The organism is Streptomyces sp. NPDC056231 (assembly GCF_048270745.1).
In the GTDB taxonomy this organism is placed as follows: Bacteria; Actinomycetota; Actinomycetes; order Streptomycetales; family Streptomycetaceae; genus Streptomyces.
The window spans coordinates 28841-49282 of record NZ_JBLVKW010000063.1 but is presented as its reverse complement, the minus strand read 5'-3'; the positions used below and the strand labels follow the sequence as shown (position 1 = coordinate 49282).

The window sequence follows — 20442 nt, the reverse complement described above, 5'->3', positions numbered from 1 at the left end:
GCAGATCACCGGGCACCGGCGCTCACCTCTTCGCCGACGAGGATGGCCTGGACCGGGCACGCCGCCGCGGCCTGGCGCACGCGCTCGCCCTGGTCCTCCGGGACGGCCGGGGCGTACAGCAATCCCTCTTCACCGTGTAGCTCGAACACCTTCGGCGCGAGGAATACGCACTGCGCATAGCCCTGGCAGCGCGTGAGGTCCACAACGATCCGCATCCCCACCACTCCCTCCGTGGCCTCCCCTTACCTTTCCAGGATGCGGGAGGAATCGGACGCGCGCACAGCCACTGCGCCCGGGGCGGGGTTCGTGCAACCAGCACCCATACGCACGAGTCGTCGTCCCATCAGGCCTCTGCGGTCGTCGCTCCGTGTGGGCTGTCGGCGGTGGTCGAGTGATTCCTCGTCCGGAGTAATCCAGCAGCGCACTGATTTACCGTCTGCGGCAACCTGATGATGCTCGGTACTTATCGGCGGTCTGACCGCCGAGCAGAGCTGGAGCAGACAGCAGGGCTGGGGTCAGCCCGGCGAGTGGTGGAGGGCACGGGTGGTCACGAGACGGCGTGTAGTGCAGGCAGCGGCCGGCGGAATGCTCGCTCTCGTTCCGGCCGGTTACGGGGCTTCGCGGCTCTGGGCGCCGGCTGGCGGGGGCCTCCTGGATCCGGGAAAGGTGGACAAGTACGTCACGCCGCTCGTCGTCCCGCCCGTCATGCCGCAGGCCGAGGGCGACGTCGGTGATCGCATCGACCACTACGTGATCGGCGTGCGACAGTTCCAGCAGCAGGTGCTGCCCCCCGGCCTGCCGGCGACGACCGTATGGGGGTACGGCTCAACTCTGCATTCGGACAGCTTCCACTACCCCGCCTTCACCATCGAGGCCCGCTTCGGAACGCCTGTGCGGGTGAGGTGGAAAAACCAACTGCGGGACCACAAAGGCCGTTACCTGCCGCACCTGCTGACCGTCGACCCCACCCTGCACTGGGCGAACCCTCCGGGCGGAGCGTCGGCCCGGGACTCACGTCCCGGATTCCGCTCGACACCCGGACCGTACACGGGCCCGGTGCCGATCGTGACGCACCTGCATGGCGGGCAGAACTCGGAGGAGAGCGATGGCTACACCGAAGCCTGGTATCTTCCCGACGCGCTTGACATTCCCGCGGGATACGCTGAAGGCGGCTCGTTCTACGAGGAGTTCAAGGACAAGTTCGAGGACAGGTTCGGCGACGCCTGGGGCCGGGGGGACGCAGTATTCCAGTACGCCAATGCGGAGAGAGCCTCGACCATCTGGTTCCACGATCACGCACTGGGTATAACGCGGCTGAATGTCTACGCCGGACTGGCGGGGTTCTACCTTCTGCGAGGCGGAACTGCGGACCTTCCCGGTGGAGTGTTGCCCGGTCCCGCACCCCGGCTCGGTGATCCGCCCGGCCGGAAGTATTACGAGATCCCTCTGGCCATCCAGGACCGGTCGTTCCACGTCGACGGCAGCCTGTTCTACCCGGCCGGACGCGCCGCCTTCGACGGATTCAAGGGCCCCTACATCCCGGGCAGCGACATCCCTCCGATCTGGAACCCCGAGTTCTTCGGCAACACGATGGTGACCAACGGGAGAACCTGGCCGGCCCTTCACGTCGAACCGCGCCGCTACCGGTTCCGGCTTCTCAACGGATGCAACTCGCGGTTCCTGATCCTGAAGATCGTCACCCGCCCGCTCGCCCACAGGCCCGCGGCCCCTGCCCTCCCCTTCTGGCAGATTGGCAGCGAGGGGGGTTTCCTCTCCGCGCCGGTACGACGGGACCAGGTACTCATCGCCCCTGCCGAGCGCGCCGACGTGATCGTCGACTTCGCGTCATTCCCGGTCGGGAGCGAGTTGTATCTCATCAACGAGGGCCCCGACAAAGCATTCCGGGGCGGGAAGGCGGGTACGGACTTCTCCCCGGCGGACCCGGCCACCACCGGGCAGGTCATGAAGCTCACGGTCGGAGCACTCACCGCACCGGACACGACCGTCCCACCCGCCCAACTGTCGCTGCCGTCGTTCGAGCCGTTGGGGAAGGCGAGCCGCACCCGACGGCTTTCCCTCAGTGAGCAGAACTCCACGTCACTCCCGAACGTCGGACCCCGACAAATGCTCCTCGGCACCGTGGACCGCAACGGAGCCGCTGTGCCGATGCGCTGGGACGACCCCGTCACGGAGAATCCGGCCCTGGGTGCGACCGAGATCTGGGAGATTCACAATCTCACGAAGGATGCACACCCGATCCATGTCCACGAGGTCCAGTTCCAGGTCCTTGACCGGCAACAGGGCGGCCGTGCCGCCCGTCCTGCCGAGCCCTGGGAGAGAGGGTTCAAGGACACGGCAGTCGCTTACCCGGGTGCCGTGATGAGGCTGAAGGCGACATTCGACCGGGCGGGCCGGTATGTCTGGCACTGTCACATGCTCGAACACGAAGACAACGAAATGATGCGTCCCTACACCGTCGGATGAAGGTGGAACCTTTACCGTCAGGCAGGCCGAGTCACCGGTGTTCGGGTTCTTCCTTCAGGAACGTCTTGGGAGACGGCGATTCCACAGATGCGGAGCTGACCGCCCTGTGCGTACGGGCGATGCGCGATCACGCCCCGTGCATCTCATGCTCGGCCCACTTCTTCGGCCTCACCGTCGAGCGAGCCCGAACCGGCTGCTGACGCCCCCGTTGAGGACTCGGACACCTGTCACTCGGGGGCGGCGAGGTCGTTCGGCGTGGTGTCCCTGCTTCCGGCGCGGAGCAACTGATTGCCGAGGTCGATCAGGGCCCGGCCAGCAGCGTACTCGTCGCCGATCTCGGGGACGGGTGCGTCGTGAGGGTTGCGCTGGGCGGAGGTGCGGCTCTGAAGGGAGCCCTCACCGGTGTCGAGGACGGCATGAACCTTGGTGAGGTCACCTTCCTCGAAGAGGTCTAGGCGCACGCTCCACTGCTTGGTGCGTGGCTTGTCGGTGCTGGTGTGCTGGGTCATGGCCAGGTACTTCCTTCCGCTGAGTACCCCAGGCTGGCTGGGAGGTGATTCATCGGGAGCGCGGCCCCTCTCACGGTTCGATCGTCAGTACCTGTTCGAGGGGGCGACGTGGCGTACGTGGTCCTGTGGGCCCGTATCCCAGGCGGACGATCATCTGGGCGTGTCCCGTGCCGAAGACGGGGTCGCGCAGGATCCATCGCAGGTCCGGCCATTCGAGGGGCTGCGTCGCGAAGGAGGTGGACACCGAGTGGAGCGTGGCGGTGAGCAGGACGCGTTCCAGGGCCTGACCGGCGCGCAGCCAGTCTTCGGGACGGTCGCCCGGAGTGCTCAGAAGAGCGAGTTGGGGCCGGTTCTCGAACAGGACGCGGGCCCGGCTCGCGAAGACGGCGGTGCCCGCGAAATCGCGCACGGTCGCCCGTTCGGAGGCGTCGCGGGGGCCGAAGGCGTAGTCCGGGATTCCGTCGACGGGCGCCTCGGCGTTCGTGTCCCGGGTCCAGCGCCGTTGCTCGGCTTCGCGTGCGGGGTCCCTGCGGTCGTATCCCTCCGCGTCCCGGATCAGTTCGAGCACGGTCTCCAGATGTACCGGGGTCAGGAACGCGAAGTCCGCGCCCTCGGCGCGGGCCGCGTCGGCGAAGCGCCCTCGGATGTCCTCGGGGATCGTCTGTTCGTCGAACGGGTAGCGGCTGGTGTGCCGTTCCCGGATGGCGGGGTGGAGAGCGGCGAGGGCTTCGTGCTCCGGCTTCCGTGGGGCGTCGGGGTGACTGTCGAGCCGGACGTGGGCCAGTACGGTCGGGGCCGAGGGGACGGGCCGCAGTGCGGTGACCGCCTCCAGGCCGCGGTGAGCAGCGGAAACCCGCAGATTCAGCAGGGCCGCGCCGCAGCCCACGTGCAGTGCTCGGGTGTCGGGGTCGGCCTCCGGCATCGCGCGGTCGAGGTCCGCCAAGAGGGTGAGGGTCCGGCTGCCGCGCCCGTAGCGGAACTGCCAGGGCTGGGCGTTGTGCATGGACGGGGCAGCGGTGGCATCGGCGACGAGGCCGTTCAGCGTCGTGTCGTCGAGCGCTTCGGTTGGCATCGCGGGTCTCCCGGGGAGGCGGGAATGGTTGATGTCTTCAGCATGGAGCGGACCGTTGCCCGGTACGTATGGGCCGTTCGTCCCTTGATCGGACCGGATGGGCTCCTCCGGGGGGCAGTCCCTTCCCGGACCAGGGCGTGTTTCGCGGCGTCGCGGACACGACCGGTGAGCGCGGCCATGCGCCGGGTTACGCGAGGGCGCCGCGTCGGCACTCGGCACCAGCCTCGGCCGGGTCGCTCGTACCCTGCTTCACCGGTCTGACTGTCCAGTGGCTGTCATACCTCTGGCGACTTGACCGAACGAGACGTGCCCGCCTCATTCGCACAGTTCTGACGCATGGTCGGGGACGTATGTCTGAAGGTCCCTCGGCGGACGTTGGTATCCCGTGGCCGGCGGGCGTCGTGGCAGTTCGATCGCCGGCCAGGTGACCTCTTCGTACGGCACGGTCGACAGCAGATGGGCGATCATGTTCAGTCGCGCCCGGCGCTTGTTGTCGCTCTCGACCACGTACCAGGGAGCTTCCGAGATGTCCGTATGGATGAACATCTCGTCCTTCGCCCGCGAATAGGCCTCCCAGTGGCTGATCGATTCCACGTCCAGCGCCGAGAGCTTCCACCGACGGGTGGGATCTTCCAGCCGACGCCGGAGTCGCTGCTCCTGCACCGCGTCACTCACCGAGAACCAGTACTTGCGCAACAGGATTCCGTCCTCGACCAGCATCCGCTCGAAGATCGGGCACTGGCGAAGGAACCGCTGGTGTTCCTCCATGGTGCAAAAACCCATGACGCGCTCGACGCCCGCGCGGTTGTACCAGCTTCGGTCGAGCAGGACCACTTCCCCTGCGGCTGGAAGATGCTCGACGTAGCGCTGGAAATACCACTGGCTGCGCTCGCGCTCAGTGGGCTGCGGCAGCGCGACGATTCGTGCCACCCGGGGATTGAGGAGCTCGGTGACGCGCTTGATCGTGCTGCCCTTGCCCGCCGCATCACGCCCCTCGAACACCACGACGAGCCGTGCGCCTTCGGCCCGAACCCATTCCTGGAGCTTCACGAGCTCGATCTGGAGCCGGTACAGCTCGCGCTCGTACACCGGGCGTGGCAGCTTTCCGGGCCCGCTCGAGTCTTTTTCGTGCGACATGGGACGACGTTACGGAGGAGGCCGTGGTCGAAGTCAAGCGTCAGGGCCGAACGGGCCTCGGCGCGCGGATTCGGAACGATGCGATCGGTGAGACAGGTCGGCGACCGGATCGGTTTCTCCGTCTCGTCGACCACTCGCGGCCGCGAGTTCCGGGCACGCATGGATCGCCTCCGCTGTCGCTGCCGTGCCGTGCGTGCGCCCGCCACGGATTACGGGACAGCCCTTGGCGTGCTTCGCCGTTCAGGCCGGTCGACGTCTCGCTGAAGCGGAGCACGAGTTGGGCACCACGGCCGGTGCCGCCTCAGCGGACGGACAGACATCGCTCCAGGCCGTTCACTGCCTGGGGCGTGAGGTACTGCTCCGCGGGTCCCACGGCACTCGCCCCGCAGGGTTCCGCATGCGTCACCGGAGGATCTGGGGTACTTATCGTCAAGGGAAACCGTGCCCGGGGTGTCTGCGTAGGTGCTCACCCCGTCGATCACCTGCCGTCGTACTCCATGCCCTGGACCGCGGGGCACATGGGTCACAGCAGTGCGGAAAAGCGGCTCCCACACCCTCGTTCCGGCTTCTTACGAGACGGAGGCAGTCGTCATGGAGCCATGCGTCACTGTTGGCCTCGACGGGTCACCCGAGAGCCTGGCCGCTGCTCGTTGGGCCGCCGACGAAGCCGAGAGGCGCAAGCTCACGCTGCGCCTGCTGCACGCGTGGCCTCTGCTGGTGCCGGAACCGACCCGCATTCCCGCCGAGATGGATCAGAATTACTGGGCGAGGCGGATCGTGCGCAACACGCGGACGGAGCTCCAGGCACACCACCCGGGGCTCCCCGTCGTCGGCAGCCTGGTCGCCGACGATGCCGAGCACGCGCTTCTGCGAGCGGCATCGGAGTCCGAGATGATCGTGCTCGGTTCGCGGGGGCTGACGCCCGTCGAGAGTTATTTCCTCGGCGACATCAGCATGCCCGTCGTGGCACACGCCGAGCGTCCGGTGGTCCTGGTGCGATCCAGCACGGGCGAGGACGGCACACAGCCCACTCGGACTGGAACAGGCGGCGTGGTGGTGGCGCTCAAACTGCACGGGCCCTGCGACGACCTGCTCCAATTCGCCTTCGAGACCGCTGCTGCGCGAGGCATGCCTCTTCGGGTTGCCCACGGCCGGAGCCTGCCGGTGGACGCATACGTGCCCTGGGGCGTGGACCATGACGTGGCGGAAGGAATCGTTCAGGACGCACACAAGCTCCTCAGCCAGGCCCTCCACCCCTGGCGTGACAGGTTCCCGCAGGTGGACGTCACCGACAGCACGGCACTTGTGAGCCCCGCCAAGGCTGTCGTGCGGGCCGCCGAGGGTACCGATCTGCTGGTCGTCGGCCGACGCCGGCACCGCCGACCCCTGGCACCACACCTCGGCCCCGTGGCGCAGGCCGCCGTTCATCACGCGCGCTGTCCTATCGCCATCGTCCCCCACGACTGACGCGAGGACCACGCAGGGCCGATGCGTTGACACATCGGGCCGGCCACGTGTGGGGGCCGTCGATGTGTCGCTCACTCCCACGTGCCGAGGCACGTGAGGCCCACGCCTTGATCGCGCTGTCGTCAGCGACCGCCCCCGTGCAGATCGGTACGGGCCGTTCAGCCCCCCGGCAGGGCCCATATTTCCTCTCCTCACCGGCGCCGCGCCGCGCCACCCTGGAACTGTCGGCGGTCGGTCCGACCGAAAGAAGGTGACCGGCATGATGTGGTACGACGGCCGCTGGGGCTGGGGTGGATGGTTCTTCATGGCCGTGATCATGGTTGTCTTCTGGTCGCTGGTGATCGTCGGGGTCGTCGCCCTCATTCACTACCTCACACGCACCCGCCGCAGCTACCAGCCCGGTCCGCGCCCCGATGAGGCAGCCTGGGGAAGCCGAAGAGCCGAAGACCTGCTCGCAGAACGGTTCGCCCGCGGGGAGATCGACGAGGACGAGTACAAACGCCGCCTCACGGTGCTGCGTGAACAGCGGTGAAAAGCGCCGCCGCACGGGTGCCACGGGCAGCACCGGACAGAGGGCCGCGGTGGAGGCCTGCGGCAGGCGGGCGACGGCGCAGCCCCGGATCACGGCGCCGAGAGCGGACGGCAGAAGGCCGAGGAAGGTGGCGGAGAGCAGGACGTCGGCGGGTGCGTGGGTGGTCGCTCGGATGGTCGCGGGCAGCAGCGGAAGGGCGAAGACGGTGCCGGTGACCATGGCGTAGGTGGCGACTCCGTCGAATAGAGCGTCGGCGCCGGGGTGTGACCGAGCCGGAGCGGGGTCTGGAGCGTCAGCCCGGTCACAGCGCATCCTGTGGGTGCGTACGCCATACCTGCGTACGCGGCCGAGCGGGAGGTACGAGCAGTCATGGTGGAAGCCGACCCGGGGCTCTTCGGTCCTGAATCCGTCACCTGGCAGTTGCACGGCGACCCGATGATGTGGATCGCCGGGGTGCGTGCCCTCTACCTCCAGGCGCTGCACCCGCGCGCCGTCCGCGGCGTCACGCAGAACTCCGATTTCCGCACGGACGCCTGGGGGCGGCTGATGCGCACCGCCGGCTTCGTCGGCACCCTCACCTACGGCACCACCGAAGCCGCCGAAAAGGCGGGCGCCCGCGTCCGCCGGATCCACCGGCTGCTCAAGGCCACCGACCCGGCGACCGGCGAGACGTACGGCGTCGACGAACCAGAGCTGCTGCTCTGGGTGCACTGCGCCGAGGTCGACTCCTACCTCCAGGTGCAGCTCCGTTCCGGCCAGAGGATCAGCGCCGCCCAGGCCGACCGTTACATCGACGAACACCGAACCAGCGCCCGCCTGGTGGGCCTCGACCCCGACGGCGTACCCGCGACCACCGACCAGCTCGCCGACTACTTCGACCGGGTGCGCCCCGAGCTCGCCGCGGGAGCTGAGGCGTTCGATGTCGACTCCTTCCTCCGCCGGCCACCCGTCCCCGCGCTGTTGCTACCGGCGCGCGAACTCCTCTGGCGGTGTGTCGCAGCACTCGCCTATCAGTCACTGCCCCCTTACGCCCATGAGCTCTACGGCAGGACCGCGCCGCCCCCGCGCACCGTCGACCGGCGGCTGCGCGCCACCGGCACGGCCTTGCGCTGCATCCCCTCACGGCTGCGCTGGCAACTCCCGCCCCGCCACATTCTGAAGGCGATGGAACGACTCGGTCCCGGCAGCCGCCCCACCCCCTCCAAACTCCGTAGCCGGACAGCCATACTGGACGGGCCGGGGAGGGCGCAGCAATAGGCGAGGCGACGGGGGCGACAGCACGCGATGGCGGACACCAGGCTGATCCAGAGCCGGTACCGGCTGCTCGATCTGATCGGGCGCGGAGGCATGGGCGAGGTGTGGCGCGCCCGCGACGAGTCGCTGGGCCGCCACGTGGCCGTCAAATGCCTCAAGCCTGTGGGGCCCCAGCACGACCAGTCGTTCACCCGGATCCTGCGCGAACGGTTCCGCAGAGAGGCACGGGTGGCCGCCGCCCTCCAGCACCGCGGTGTCACCGTCGTCCATGACTTCGGTGAGTACGAGGGCGTCCTCTACCTGGTGATGGAGCTCCTCGACGGCCGTAACCTCAGCCAGCTCCTGGAGGACAACAAGCAGCATCCGCTGCCGGTCCCGGACATCGTCGACATCGCCGAGCAGGTCGCCGACGCCCTCGGCTACACCCACCAGCAGGGCATCATCCACCGCGACCTCAAGCCCGCCAACATCATGCGGCTGGCCGACGGCACGGTGAAGATCTGCGATTTCGGCATCGCCCGGCTCGGCCACGACATCGGCTTCACCTCCCGCTTGACCGGTACTGGCATCGCCATGGGCACCCCGCACTACATGTCGCCCGAGCAGATCAGCGGCAGCCAGGTCGACCACCGCAGCGACCTCTACTCGCTGGGCTGCGTCCTCTACGAGATCGCCACAGGGGTTCCGCCGTTCGACCTCGACGACGCCTGGGCCGTCCTCGTCGGACACCGCGACACCCAGCCGGAACCGCTGCGTACCCACCGTGCCGAACTCCCCGGCTTCTTCGACCGCGTCGTCCTGGAGCTGCTGGCGAAGACCCCGGAGGAGCGGCCCGCCGACGCGGGCGACCTGCGGCAGCGGATCGCCGTCGGACGCACCGGTGAACAGCAGCGTCTTCTGTCGTCCGGAACCGCACTGCCGACGGGGCGTGTCCGGCTCGCCCCGCCGGTCCCCGTTGTACGTCCGGGACAGCAGCCGCCCGATGGCGAACCCCGGCTGCCGTCCTGGACTTGGGGCATGACCATTGGCCACAAGGCGTCCGGCGCCATGCAGCTCGGTCTCGCCCCGCCCGACCACTCCGCGGGCCTGACCGGCGAGTGGACCACCGGCACCGACCTGAGGGCCCTGACCGGCGGGCTGCTGCCCGCCCGGCCCGAGCGGCCCACCCCCTCCCCGGAGCTGCTCTCCACCCTCGCCAACCGGCACAGCGCGGGCCTCAACCTGGGACGGCTCGGTCACTGGGAGGAGGCCGGTGAGGTGCACCGCGCGGTCGCCGCCGAACGCGAGCACGCCCTCGGCCCCGAGCACCCCGACACCCTCTCCAGCCGGTACGAGGTGGGGTTCACCCTCAGCCGTACCGGGCGCGCCGCCGACGCGCTGCGCGAATTCGGGCGGGTCGCCGAGGGCCGCGAGCGCATTCTCGGCCCCGACCACCCGGAGACCCTCGCCGCCCGGCAGGAAATGGCATACGTCCTCGGCCGGCTCGGCCGCCACTTCGAGGCCCACCAGGTGTACGCCGCGGTGCTTGTCTCCCGGGAACGGACGATGGGCCCCGATCACCCCGATACCCTCCGCTGCCGCCACAACCTCGCGTTCAACCTCAGCAGGCTCGGGCGCCTGGAGGATTCGTACCGGATGGCCCGCGACGTGGCGCATGCCCGCGCCCGGTTGCTCGGCGCGAGCCACCCCGACACCCTGGTCACCCTCTATGAAGTCGCATACACCCTGGGCCGGCTGGGGCGCTGGACGGATGCCCTGCAGACCTACCGGGAAGTCACTGAGGGCCGCGCGCGAACCCTTGGCGCCGACCACCCCGACACGCTTTCGGCCCGCTACGAGGTCGGCATCAGTCTCGGCAGACTCGGCCGCAGCGCGGAGGCCCTGGAGCTCTACCGTGCGCTCGTCGCCGACCGGACCCGGGTGAACGGCCCCGCCGATCCCGAGACGCTCCGGGCCCGCCACGGCCTCGGCGTCAACCTGGGGCGGCTGGCCCGCTGGGAGGAAGCCCTCACCGAAGCACGCGACGTGTGCGCGATCCGGGAACGAGTCCTGGGCCCCGACCATCCCGACGCCCTCATCAGCCGCCGTGAGGTCGCCGTCGGCTTCGGCTGGCTGGGCCGCTGGGCCGAAGCCCTCACCGTCTACCGGACGGTTTCGGAGGCTCGCGAGCGCGTCCTCGGAGCCGATCACCCCGACGCGCTCGCCAGCCGCAATGACGAGGCGCACTGCCTCGAACAGCTCGGCCGGGGCACCGAGGCGGTCGAGCTGTACCGAAGGGTCGCGGCGCTGCGTCAGCAGCGGGGCATGCCCCCGCACTGACCGGGGAATCCCGGGCCACCGCCTCTGGTCGACGGCGATCATCCTGTGTTACCAAGGGCCATGCCCGCACCTGACACCTATGACGCAGTGATCGTGGGCGGCGGCCACAACGGACTGGTCGCCGCCGCCTACCTCGCCCGCGCCGGACAGTCCGTCCTGGTCCTCGAACGCCTGGGCACCACCGGGGGAGCGGCCGTCTCGACCCGTCCCTTCGACGGGATCGACGCACGGCTGTCGCGCTACTCCTATCTCGTGTCCCTGCTGCCACAGAAGATCGTCCGCGATCTCGGGCTGGACTTCGCCGTACGGAAGCGGACCGTCTCCTCGTACACCCCGACCTTCCGTGGCGGGCGAGCCACCGGACTGCTCGTCGGCGGGGACCGCACCCGGGAGTCCTTCGCCGCCCTCACCGGTGGGGAGCGCGAGTACGAGGCCTGGCAGCGCTTCTACGGCATGACACAGCAGGTCGCCGAGAGGGTCTTTCCGACCCTCACCGAACCGCTCCCCACCCGGGACGCGCTCCGCGACCGGATCGGGGACGCGGACGCCTGGCGCATGCTCTTCGAGGAGCCGATCGGCGCGGCCGTCGAGGAGAACTTCACCGACGATCTCGTGCGCGGCGTTGTGCTCACCGACGCACTGATCGGTACCTTCGCCGACGCGCACGACCCGTCGCTGCTCCAGAACCGCTGCTTCCTCTACCACGTGATCGGCGGCGGAACGGGCGACTGGGACGTCCCCGTCGGCGGCATGGGCGCGCTCACCGACGCCCTCGCGCAGGCTGCCCGGACGGCGGGGGCGGAGATCCAGGTCCACCACGAGGCGACCCGGATCGAGACCGACGGGACATGGGCCGAGGTCACCGTCCGCTCACCCGCGGGCGAGCGGACGGTCGCCGCCCGCCGGGTCCTCGTGAACGCCTCGCCGCAGGCCCTGGCCACCCTTCTCGGCGACGAACCGCCGACTCCTGCCGAGGGCTCCCAGCTGAAGGTGAACATGCTGCTGCGCCGGCTGCCCCGGCTGCGCGACCGCTCCGTCGACCCTCGCCAGGCGTTCGCCGGGACGTTCCACATCGCGGAGGGGTACGGGCAGTTGGCCGAGGCCTACCGGGACGCGGCTGCGGGCCGGCTGCCCACGGCCCCGCCGTCGGAGATCTACTGCCACTCGCTGACCGACCCGTCGATCCTCGGCCCCGACCTCGCCGCCCGCGGCTACCAGACCCTCACCCTCTTCGGTCTGCATACGCCCGCCCGGCTCTTCGCCGCGGACAACGAGGCGACGCGCGCCGCCCTCCTCGAGGCCACGCTCGCCGAACTCGACGCGCATCTCGACGAGCCGATCGCCGACTGTCTGGCCGTCGACGGGAACGGCGAACCGTGCATCGAGGCGAAGACCCCGCTCGACCTCGAACAGGATCTGCGGCTGCCCGGCGGCCATATCTTCCACCGGGACCTCGCCTTCCCGTTCGCCACGGAGTCCACCGGCCGGTGGGGTGTCGAGACGGAGCACGCCAACGTCCTGCTGTGCGGGGCGGGCGCGGTGCGCGGCGGCGGGGTCAGCGGGGTCCCCGGCCACAACGCCGCGATGGCGGCGCTGGGCCGGTGACCCGTTCCCGTACCTACGGACCGAGGACGCCGCGCAGTGCGCCGAGCTTGCGCGGCAGGTCGTATTCCGCGCCGCCCTCGTGTCCGTTGTACGTGAACACCTCGATCTCGGCCGGACCCGCATAGCGGTGGTAGGCGGCGAACACCGTCGACGACGGGCAGATCTTGTCCATCAGCCCGACCGAGAACCACGCGGGAGCGGTCGCCCGTGCCGCGAAGTTGACCCCGTCGAAGTAGGACAGCGTCTCCATGGCCTCGTCGATCCGGAAGCGGTGCCCGGACAGCCAGCGGGCGATCTCCGCGTACGGGCCCGCGTCCGTGATCTGCGAGGCGCGCCGGTAGTGGCAGAGGAAGGGCACATCGGCGACAACCGCCATCACGTCGTCCCGCAGCCCGGCGACGCCGCGACCCGCGACGCGTCGACGGCCTCATGGGCCTTGGCCGCGTCGACGGCCCGCACCGCGTCGGTGATCAGCCGCCGGTAGTAGTGCCGGTACGGATCCTCGATGCCGCGGGTGAGGAAGCCCGGTGACGAGGAGCCGTGGCCGTCGGGTCCGATGTCCGGGCTGTCCGCGGTGTTCTTGCCACCGCCGCCCTGTCCCCGGTTGTCCATGACCAGATGCGCGTAGCCGAGGGAGCTCCAGGTCAGCCAGGAGTACGGGATGCCCCGGCCGCCGTTGTAGCCGATGTACTGCACCACCGCGGGCAGCGGGCCCGAGCGGACGCGCGGCAGCATCAGCCACGCCTTCACCGGCTGCCCGCCCCAGTCGCGGAACGTCACGTCGAACACGTCGACGGTCGCGAACCCGGCGTCGTACGGGACGAACTCGGCGTCCAGGCCGTGGCGGCCGGTCTCGGCGAGCGTCTTCGCCCAGAACGCGTCGAAATCCGCGGGCTCCTCCGGCTCCGGCCGGTACTCGCGCAGCCGCTCCAGGGGCATGTCGAACAACAAGGGTCTAGCTCCTCTTCAAGGTCAGGGTGAGGGTTGCACCGTGGAGTTCAGTGGTGTCCGCCGTGATCCGGATGCCCCGGGCGGTGGGCGCGGCGCTCACGCCGGGATCGGCGGAGACGACGGTCAGGCCGCGCCGGTCGAGATCCAGCACGACAGCGGACCTGAGTTGCTGGCCGACGGGGTGAGCGGAGTGGTGCTCTGCTCCTCACTGCCGTCGCTCGACCATGTGGCGCCGTTGCTCAGCCGCGGTCTGAAGATGGTCGCTTTCGACCGCACCGCCCAGGCGGGTGACCCCCGTCGCTGGCCAGCATCAGTGTGGACAACGCGATGGGCGCCGAGCTCGCCACGCGTCATCTCGTCGAACTGGGCCATCGACGCCTCGCGTTCGTCTCCGGCTCGGTCAACAGCGTCAACCGCCGTGAGCGACTGCGCGGCTTCCGCGCGGCCCTGGAGTCCGCGGGGCTCGACCCGGCCGACGCGGTAGTCTGGCCGGGCGCCGACACCACCGAGTTCGGCGACAAGGACGCCGCCGAGCTGGGCCGTAACGCAGCCCGGGAGTTGCTGTCCGGACCGCGCCCGCCCAGCGCGTTCGTCGCCATCAACGACATGTACGCGATCGGGATCTGCCGGGGCGCGAAGGACGCCGGGCGCACCGCCGGAAAGGATGTCTCGGTGGTCGGCTTCGACGACATCCTGCTCGCCGACCTCTTCGAACCGCCACTCACCACGGTCCGCCAGCCGCTTCCGGAGATGGCTGCCGAGACGTTCCAGCAGCTGAGGGCCCGGATCGACTCGGCGCCGGTGGCCGGGCGCTCGCTGCTCATCCGGCCGCGCCTGGTCGTACGGGAGTCGACAGCGCCGGCCGCTGTGCCTGCCCCCGCATCCGCCTGAGCCGGACAGCGGGCCGGGCTGCGAGGAACAGCGAGTTCCGGGGTGGTTGACGGCAACGTCGGCGGACGAGAGCCGCCGGCCGGCAGTTCTCCGCGGACGACCCCACCGGTCTTGGTGTTCGGCGGGGCGCCGAGGGTGTCGATGGCCTGGAGCTGGAATGGGCGTCGGGCGTGGGCGTAGACGGTGTCGGTGACACTGATGGAGGCGAGCCGACGCTCGCGATGCGGCTCAGGCGCGCTGGTCGAGACCGGCGCTGAGCGGCGGCTGGGGGGCGTCGAGCAGGGAGGTGTCGACCTCGAGGTCGATGCCGCGTGCGGTCAGTCCCAGGGACTGCAGATGTCCCGTCACCCGCCCGGGACCGCGGCCGATGTCGGCGACCGGTCCGGCATCGGTGGCCTGTACGAGTTCGACGAACGCGGCGAGCATCGCCCGGTTCAGCGGCCTGCGTCCGAGTTCCGTTCTCAAGAGCTCGGCGTGGTCGGCCGCGACGGTGCGTAGAACGCCAGGGTGGTACGTACGTAGGCGGGTTCGGTCGCGACCGAGAAGCCTCGTGGCTCGGTAGCGGCTCAACGGATCGCAGCACGGAGTCCCCATGCCGATGCGGCCGCACACCCGAAAGAAATGTGTTGCCCCCGCTCCCGTGCGGCCCCACCATCTGCTCATGAACTCGATCACCGCCCTCCTGCCGACGACCCCCGCCACTCGACCGGTGCGGGTCCAGCAGCAGTCCGGCCGACAACGGAGGCCGATTCTCCTTCCCGCGTGAGCGCCGCCCTGGTCGCGGGGCTGCTGGCCGGCTTGGGCATTGCCATGCCGGTCGGAGCGGTCGGGACCTATCTGGTGGCTCTCTCCGCCCGGACCTCCCTCGGAACCGGCGTTGCCGCCGCGCTCGGAGTCGCGACGGCCGACGGCCTGTATGCGCTGACCGCGGTCGTCGGAGGCTCCTCACTCACCCGTGTCATCGAGCCGGTCGCCCTGCCGCTGCGCTGGGCCTCGGCGATGGTGCTCGTCGTCCTGGCGCTGTGGAGCGCCACTACTGCGATCGGCCAGTACCGCAGGCGGCATTCGGTGTCCGGGTCCGACCGGACCCCGCTCAGCCCCGCGCGCGCCTATCTGGGGCTGACCGGGATGACCCTGCTGAACCCCGCCACCGTCGTCTACTTCACGGCGCTGGTGCTGGGCAGCCGGGCGACCGACGCCGCCCCGGACCGACTGGAGCAGGCCGTGTTCGTCCTCGCGGCCTTCGCCGCGTCCGCGGGCTGGCAGGTGCTGCTGGCCGGCGGGGGAGTGCTGCTCGGTCGGGTACTCACCGGCGGCCGGGGGCGACTCGTCACCGCCCTGGCATCCTCCCTGCTGATCACCGCGCTCGCCGTCCATCTGCTCGTACCGGCATCCTGACGCGCAACCACCCCGTCGAACCAGCGGCTGCCGGCCGGTCCGAACCGGCCGGCAGCCGTTCTCAGTCCGCGGACACCGTCCACCCGTTCGCCTCGATGCGCCCGGCGTCGCCGGACCTGCCGTCGTGGAAGACGGTCCGGCCGTCGTCCTCGACCCGGATGCCGTCCACGTACGCCCCGCGCCCGACGTACAGCCGATCGGTGGTGTACCGCCACCGCAGCCGCACCTCCTTGCCCTGCCAGGCGGCCAGGTCCGCGTCGAGGCGGTGCCAGACCCGGCCCGACCAGCCGGAGACGGAGCCCCCCGGATGCGGTTCCGGCTCCGCCCGGTGGGATCCGGATGCCGTCGGTACGGTGGTGAAGGGCACCGGCTGCCAGGTCGTCCCGGCGTCCGACGAGGCTTCCAGGAAGAGGAAGTCGGAGCCCGGCTCGGTGTCCCACCACACCGCGCAGCTCAGCGCGGCACGCGAGGACGCCGGACGCACAGCGGGCAGCGTGAGCGTGGCGGAGGCGGCGCTCGCCATGCCCGAGAACCAGGCGGTACGGCCCTGGGCGGGGCGCACCGCCACCGCCCGCGCCATCTGGTTCGCGGTGGCGACCCGAGGTGCGCTTCCGGAGCGCCATGTGCGCACCGGATGAACGGAGTTGCCGAGCACGATCAGGAACGAGTCGGTCGTCGGATCGAGGACCAGGCTCGTCCCGGTGAAGCCGGTATGGCCCGCTGTGCTCGGGGTGGCCATCGCCCCCATGTACCAGTGCTGGTAGAGCTCGAAGCCGAGCCCGTGGGCATCTCCGGGGAACGCGGTGTTGAAGTCGGTGAACAGGAGATCCACCGACTCCTCGGAGAGGATCCTCGCGCGTCCGTAGACGCCGCCGTTGAGCAGCGTACGGGCGAGGACCGCGAGGTCCCAGGCGCAAGAGAACACTCCGGCGTGGCCCGCCACCCCGTCCAGGCTGTACGCGTTCTCGTCGTGCACCTCGCCCCAGACCAGCCCGCGGTCCAGGCCGGACCAGGGCAGCCGGGCGTCCTCGGTGGCCGCGATCTTCGGCTTCCAGGCGGCAGGCGGGTTGTAGCGAGTGCGGTGCATCCCGAGTGGCCCGGTGATCTCATCGCGGAGCAGTACATCCTGGGTGCGTCCGGTGATCTTCTCCAGGACCAGTTGCAGCGAGATGAGATTGAGGTCGGAGTAGAGGTACACCGTGCCAGGCGGATTGGCCGGTACCTCGTTCCACAGCAGCCGCAGCTTGCCGTCCCGGGTCGGCTGCTTGTAGAGCGGGATCCAGGCACGGAATCCCGACGTGTGCGTGAGCAGTTGACGGATCGTGACGTCCTGCTTGCCGCCTCCCGCGAAGTCGGGGAGATACGAGGCGACCTTCGCCTCCAGTTCCAGTGCCCCGCGCTCGATCTGCTGCACGGCCAGGATCGAAGTGAACAGTTTCGACACCGACGCCAGGTCGAAGACCGTGTCCTCGGCCATCGCGATCTGCTGGTCCGCCGGGAACTCCACCCCGGTGTCGGTCTTCTCGTCGTAGGCCGCGTACCGTACGGCCTTGCCGATGGGCCGGTGCAGCGCCACCGTGCCACCGCGCCCGGCGAGCAGCACCGCGCCCGCGTACCAGGGGTGTTTGGGGGATGCGGAGAGGAACCGTTCCGCCTCTTCGACCAGTTGGTCCAGCGGTCCCTGCAACAGTCCGGCGCGGGCGGCGGAACCGCGCCGCAGCGTCGGCCGCTCGTCGCCAGTCGCATCCCAAGCGTCCACGGCGCTTGCTCCCGACGTCCCCGACGTTCCCGCCCCTGATTCCATGGCCGATGCCGTCTCCGCGAAGGGAATCGGTGCCAGGGCGAGTGCTCCGCCCAGTGCGAGCATCCCGCCGCTCAGCCTGCGTCGGCTGATCCCTCTGCCGGTTGCGTCCTCGGTCATCCGGAACCCCTTCCTACCGGTTGAAAGTAACTTTCGTCATCCAGTCCTACGATGAAACTTCCTGCCGCCGCAGAGATTACTGTCACCCCTGCCGTCCCGGAGGCCCTCCGGCGCCACAAAGAATCTGACACTGCATCAGAAAATCCCTTCCTTCGGATGTCCGACTGCGGCATCCTGCCGCCCATGGAGACGGAGCTGAGCAAGAAACTGGGAGTCGAACACGCCATCTTCGGCTTCACGCCCTTCCCGGCGGTGGCCGCGGCGATCACCAGGGCCGGCGGATTCGGCGTACTCGGCGCGGTCCGCTACACGGCCCCCGACGACTTGGCACGTGACCTCGACTGGATGCAGGAGCACACCGACGGCAAGCCGTACGGCCTCGACGTCGTCATGCCCGCGAAGAAGGTGGAAGGGGTGACAGAGGCCGATGTGGAGGCGATGATCCCGCCCGGACACCGCCAGTTCGTCCAGGACACCCTCGCCAAGTACGGCGTCCCCGAACTCGCCGAGGGCCAGGCATCCGGCTGGCGCATCACCGGGTGGATGGAGCAGGTCGCCCGCAACCAGCTCGACGTCGCCTTCGACTACCCCATCAGGCTCCTCGCCAACGCCCTCGGCTCGCCCCCGGCGGACGTCGTGAAACGTGCCCACGACCGGAACGTCCTCGTGGCCGCCCTCGCCGGAAGCGCCAAACACGCCCGGCACCATGCCGACGCGGGCATCGACATCGTCGTCGCCCAGGGATACGAAGCGGGCGGTCACACCGGAGAGATCGCCTCCATGGTCCTCGTCCCGGACGTCGTCGACGCCGTGGGACCTCTTCCCGTCCTCGCCGCCGGAGGCATCGGCAGCGGACAGCAGATCGCCGCCGGACTCGCCCTCGGTGCCCAGGGCGTCTGGCTCGGCTCGCTCTGGCTGACCACCGAGGAGGCCGACCTCCACTCCCGCGCACTGACCCGCAAGCTCCTTGCCGCGGGCTCCGGTGACACCGTCCGTTCGCGCGCCCTGACCGGCAAACCCGCACGCCAGCTCCGTACCGAATGGACCGATGCCTGGGACGACCCGTCCGGCCCCTGCCCCCTGCCCATGCCGCTCCAGGGGCTGCTGGTCGCCGAGGCGGTCTCCCGTATCCAGAAGTACGAGACCGGCCCACTGCTGGGCACCCCCGTTGGCCAGATCGTCGGAAGAATGAACACCGAACGCAGCGTGCAGGCCGTCTTCGACGACCTGACCCGCGGCTTCGAACGCGCCGTGGACCGGATCAACCGCATCGCCGGACGGAGCGCCGCATGAACCAGCCGCCCAACGGCTTCTGGGCCCAGGCCACCGCCGACCCCGACCGTACGATCCTGGTCGCCCCCGACGACGAGACCTGGACCGCGGGCCGGCTGCACGCCGCGGCCAACCGCCTGGTCCACGGGCTGCGCGCGGCCGGGCTCCGGCAGGGCGACGCGTTCGCCGTGGTCCTCCCCAACGGCGTCGAATTCTTCACCGCGTACCTCGCCGCCTCCCAGGCAGGGTTCTATCTCGTCCCCGTCAACCACCACCTCGTCGGCCCCGAGATCGCCTGGATCGTCTCCGACTCCGGCGCCAAGGTGCTCATCGCGCACGAGAGGTTCACCGACGCGGCGACCTCCGCCGCCGACGAGGCGGAACTGCCCGTGAGCCACCGCTACGCCGTCGGCGCAGTCGACGGCTTCCGCCCGTACGCGGAACTGCTCGCGGAGCAGTCCGACGCACCGCCCGAGGACCGCAGCCTCGGCTGGGTCATGAACTACACCTCGGGCACCACAGGACGCCCGCGCGGCATTCGCCGCCCGCTCTCGGGCAGGCTCCCCGAGGAAAGCCATCTCGGCGGCTTCCTCGGCATCTTCGGCATCAAGCCGTTCGACGACAACGTCCATCTGGTCTGCTCGCCGCTCTACCACACCGCCGTGCTCCAGTTCGCGGGGGCCGCCCTGCACATCGGGCACCGCCTCGTCCTGATGGACAAATGGGCGCCGCAGGAGATGCTGCGGGTCATCGACGCGCACCACTGCACCCACACGCACATGGTGCCCACCCAGTTCCACCGCCTCCTCGCCCTGCCCGACGAGGTGAAGGAGCGGTATGACGTCACCTCGATGCGCCATGCCATCCATGGCGCGGCCCCGTGCCCCGACCATGTCAAACGCGCCATGATCGACTGGTGGGGCCCGTGCGTCGAGGAGTATTACGCGGCCAGCGAGGGCGGCGGCGCGTTCGCCACTGCCGAGGACTGGCTGAAGAAGCCCGGTACGGTCGGGAAGGCCTGGCCGATCAGTGAACTCGCCGTCTTCGACGACGACGGCAACCGCCTCCCGCCGGGCGAGCTCGGCACCGTCTACATGAGGATGAGCACCGGCGGCTTCAGCTACCACAAGGACCGGGCCAAGACGGAGAAGAACCGCATCGGGGACTTCTTCACCGTCGGTGATCTGGGCATCCTCGACGAGGACGGCTATCTCTTCCTCCGCGACCGCAAGATCGACATGATCATCTCGGGAGGGGTGAACATCTACCCCGCCGAGATCGAGGCCGCACTCCTCAGCCACCCGGCCGTCGCCGATGCCGCCGTCTTCGGCATACCGCACGCCGACTGGGGCGAAGAGGTCAAGGCGGTCGTCGAACCGGCCGAAGGACACCACCCGGACGGTCGGCTGGCCGCCGAGATCCTCACCCGCTGCGCCGACCGGCTGGCCGGATACAAACACCCCAAAAGTGTCGACTTCATCGACACGATGCCGCGCGACCCCAACGGCAAGCTGTACAAGCGGCGACTGCGCGACCCGTACTGGGAGGGGCACCACAGGGCCCTGTGAACGTCGGTGCCCCGGCACCGTCCGTCGAGCGAGCCCCGGCCACCTCTGGCAGCGTGTGGCTC

Annotated in this window: 17 protein-coding genes and 1 pseudogene; 10 read left to right on the top strand and 8 right to left on the bottom strand. The window is 69.7% G+C overall.

What is annotated here, in order from left to right:
• Window positions 1-5: 5 nt before the first annotated feature.
• On the bottom strand, window positions 6-215 hold the full coding sequence (locus ACNPQM_RS33265) for a ferredoxin (RefSeq protein ID WP_418086876.1): 210 nt from the start codon (window positions 213-215) through the stop codon (window positions 6-8).
• Window positions 216-666: 451 nt separating this feature from the next.
• Here ACNPQM_RS33265 and ACNPQM_RS33260 point away from each other — a divergent pair, with 451 nt between their 5' ends.
• Window positions 667-2484 carry a multicopper oxidase family protein gene (locus tag ACNPQM_RS33260; RefSeq protein ID WP_418086875.1) on the top strand — a complete coding sequence of 606 codons (1818 nt, stop codon included), beginning with the start codon at window positions 667-669 and terminating at the stop codon, window positions 2482-2484.
• Window positions 2485-2711: 227 nt separating this feature from the next.
• On the opposite strand, the gene ACNPQM_RS33255 is transcribed toward ACNPQM_RS33260, so the two are convergent.
• The 3 genes from ACNPQM_RS33255 to ppk2 form a co-directional block, all read right to left on the bottom strand.
• Window positions 2712-2993 (bottom strand): dsRBD fold-containing protein, encoded by a 282-nt coding sequence (locus ACNPQM_RS33255; protein ID WP_418086874.1) that lies wholly within the window; start codon window positions 2991-2993, stop codon window positions 2712-2714.
• Window positions 2994-3063: 70 nt separating this feature from the next.
• The gene (locus ACNPQM_RS33250; RefSeq protein WP_418086873.1) at window positions 3064-4065 is read right to left on the bottom strand and encodes an Acg family FMN-binding oxidoreductase; all 1002 of its coding nucleotides are present in this window, start codon (window positions 4063-4065) and stop codon (window positions 3064-3066) included.
• A gap of 315 nt (window positions 4066-4380) precedes the next feature.
• The gene (gene ppk2 / locus ACNPQM_RS33245) at window positions 4381-5202 is read right to left on the bottom strand and encodes a polyphosphate kinase 2 (protein ID WP_418086872.1); all 822 of its coding nucleotides are present in this window, start codon (window positions 5200-5202) and stop codon (window positions 4381-4383) included.
• A 591-nt stretch (window positions 5203-5793) separates the two neighbouring features.
• On the opposite strand from ppk2, the gene ACNPQM_RS33240 reads away from it, so the two are divergent.
• The 5 genes from ACNPQM_RS33240 (at window position 5794) to ACNPQM_RS33220 (ending at window position 12379) form a co-directional block, all read left to right on the top strand.
• Window positions 5794-6669 carry a universal stress protein gene (locus ACNPQM_RS33240; protein WP_418086871.1) on the top strand — a complete coding sequence of 292 codons (876 nt, stop codon included), beginning with the start codon at window positions 5794-5796 and terminating at the stop codon, window positions 6667-6669.
• Between the two features lie 259 nt (window positions 6670-6928).
• Complete coding sequence (locus ACNPQM_RS33235; RefSeq protein ID WP_358862062.1) at window positions 6929-7201, top strand: SHOCT domain-containing protein; 273 nt, start codon at window positions 6929-6931, stop codon at window positions 7199-7201.
• Between the two features lie 369 nt (window positions 7202-7570).
• Entirely contained in the window at window positions 7571-8458 is an 888-nt protein-coding gene (locus ACNPQM_RS33230; RefSeq protein WP_418086877.1) for an oxygenase MpaB family protein, read from the top strand.
• Window positions 8459-8485: 27 nt separating this feature from the next.
• Window positions 8486-10774 carry a tetratricopeptide repeat protein gene (locus tag ACNPQM_RS33225; RefSeq protein WP_418086870.1) on the top strand — a complete coding sequence of 763 codons (2289 nt, stop codon included), beginning with the start codon at window positions 8486-8488 and terminating at the stop codon, window positions 10772-10774.
• Window positions 10775-10834: 60 nt separating this feature from the next.
• Window positions 10835-12379 carry a phytoene desaturase family protein gene (locus ACNPQM_RS33220; RefSeq protein WP_418086869.1) on the top strand — a complete coding sequence of 515 codons (1545 nt, stop codon included), beginning with the start codon at window positions 10835-10837 and terminating at the stop codon, window positions 12377-12379.
• Between the two features lie 13 nt (window positions 12380-12392).
• Here the strand turns inward: ACNPQM_RS33220 and ACNPQM_RS33215 are convergent.
• Together ACNPQM_RS33215 and ACNPQM_RS33210 are read right to left on the bottom strand one after the other, a co-directional pair.
• Window positions 12393-13318 (bottom strand): annotated as a pseudogene (locus tag ACNPQM_RS33215) (acetylxylan esterase).
• A 16-nt stretch (window positions 13319-13334) separates the two neighbouring features.
• Window positions 13335-13481, bottom strand: a complete 147-nt coding sequence (locus ACNPQM_RS33210) for a hypothetical protein (protein ID WP_418086868.1) — start codon at window positions 13479-13481, stop codon at window positions 13335-13337.
• A 176-nt stretch (window positions 13482-13657) separates the two neighbouring features.
• Between ACNPQM_RS33210 and ACNPQM_RS33205 the strand changes: the two genes are divergently transcribed.
• On the top strand, window positions 13658-14221 hold the full coding sequence (locus ACNPQM_RS33205; protein ID WP_418086867.1) for a substrate-binding domain-containing protein: 564 nt from the start codon (window positions 13658-13660) through the stop codon (window positions 14219-14221).
• A gap of 228 nt (window positions 14222-14449) precedes the next feature.
• On the opposite strand, the gene ACNPQM_RS33200 is transcribed toward ACNPQM_RS33205, so the two are convergent.
• Window positions 14450-14686, bottom strand: coding sequence for a hypothetical protein (locus ACNPQM_RS33200; protein WP_418086866.1), 237 nt, complete (start codon window positions 14684-14686; stop codon window positions 14450-14452).
• Window positions 14687-14983: 297 nt separating this feature from the next.
• Between ACNPQM_RS33200 and ACNPQM_RS33195 the strand changes: the two genes are divergently transcribed.
• Complete coding sequence (locus ACNPQM_RS33195; RefSeq protein WP_418086865.1) at window positions 14984-15619, top strand: LysE family transporter; 636 nt, start codon at window positions 14984-14986, stop codon at window positions 15617-15619.
• Between the two features lie 61 nt (window positions 15620-15680).
• Here ACNPQM_RS33195 and ACNPQM_RS33190 read toward each other — a convergent pair whose 3' ends face one another.
• Entirely contained in the window at window positions 15681-17540 is a 1860-nt protein-coding gene (locus ACNPQM_RS33190; protein WP_418086864.1) for a serine hydrolase, read from the bottom strand.
• Window positions 17541-17723: 183 nt separating this feature from the next.
• Between ACNPQM_RS33190 and ACNPQM_RS33185 the strand changes: the two genes are divergently transcribed.
• Window positions 17724-18833: an NAD(P)H-dependent flavin oxidoreductase gene (locus ACNPQM_RS33185; RefSeq protein ID WP_418086863.1), complete on the top strand. Its 1110-nt coding sequence runs from the start codon at window positions 17724-17726 to the stop codon at window positions 18831-18833.
• Window positions 18830-20380: an acyl-CoA synthetase gene (locus ACNPQM_RS33180; RefSeq protein WP_418086862.1), complete on the top strand. Its 1551-nt coding sequence runs from the start codon at window positions 18830-18832 to the stop codon at window positions 20378-20380. The genes ACNPQM_RS33185 and ACNPQM_RS33180 overlap by 4 nt, the downstream gene beginning before the upstream one ends.
• Window positions 20381-20442: the final 62 nt, after the last annotated feature.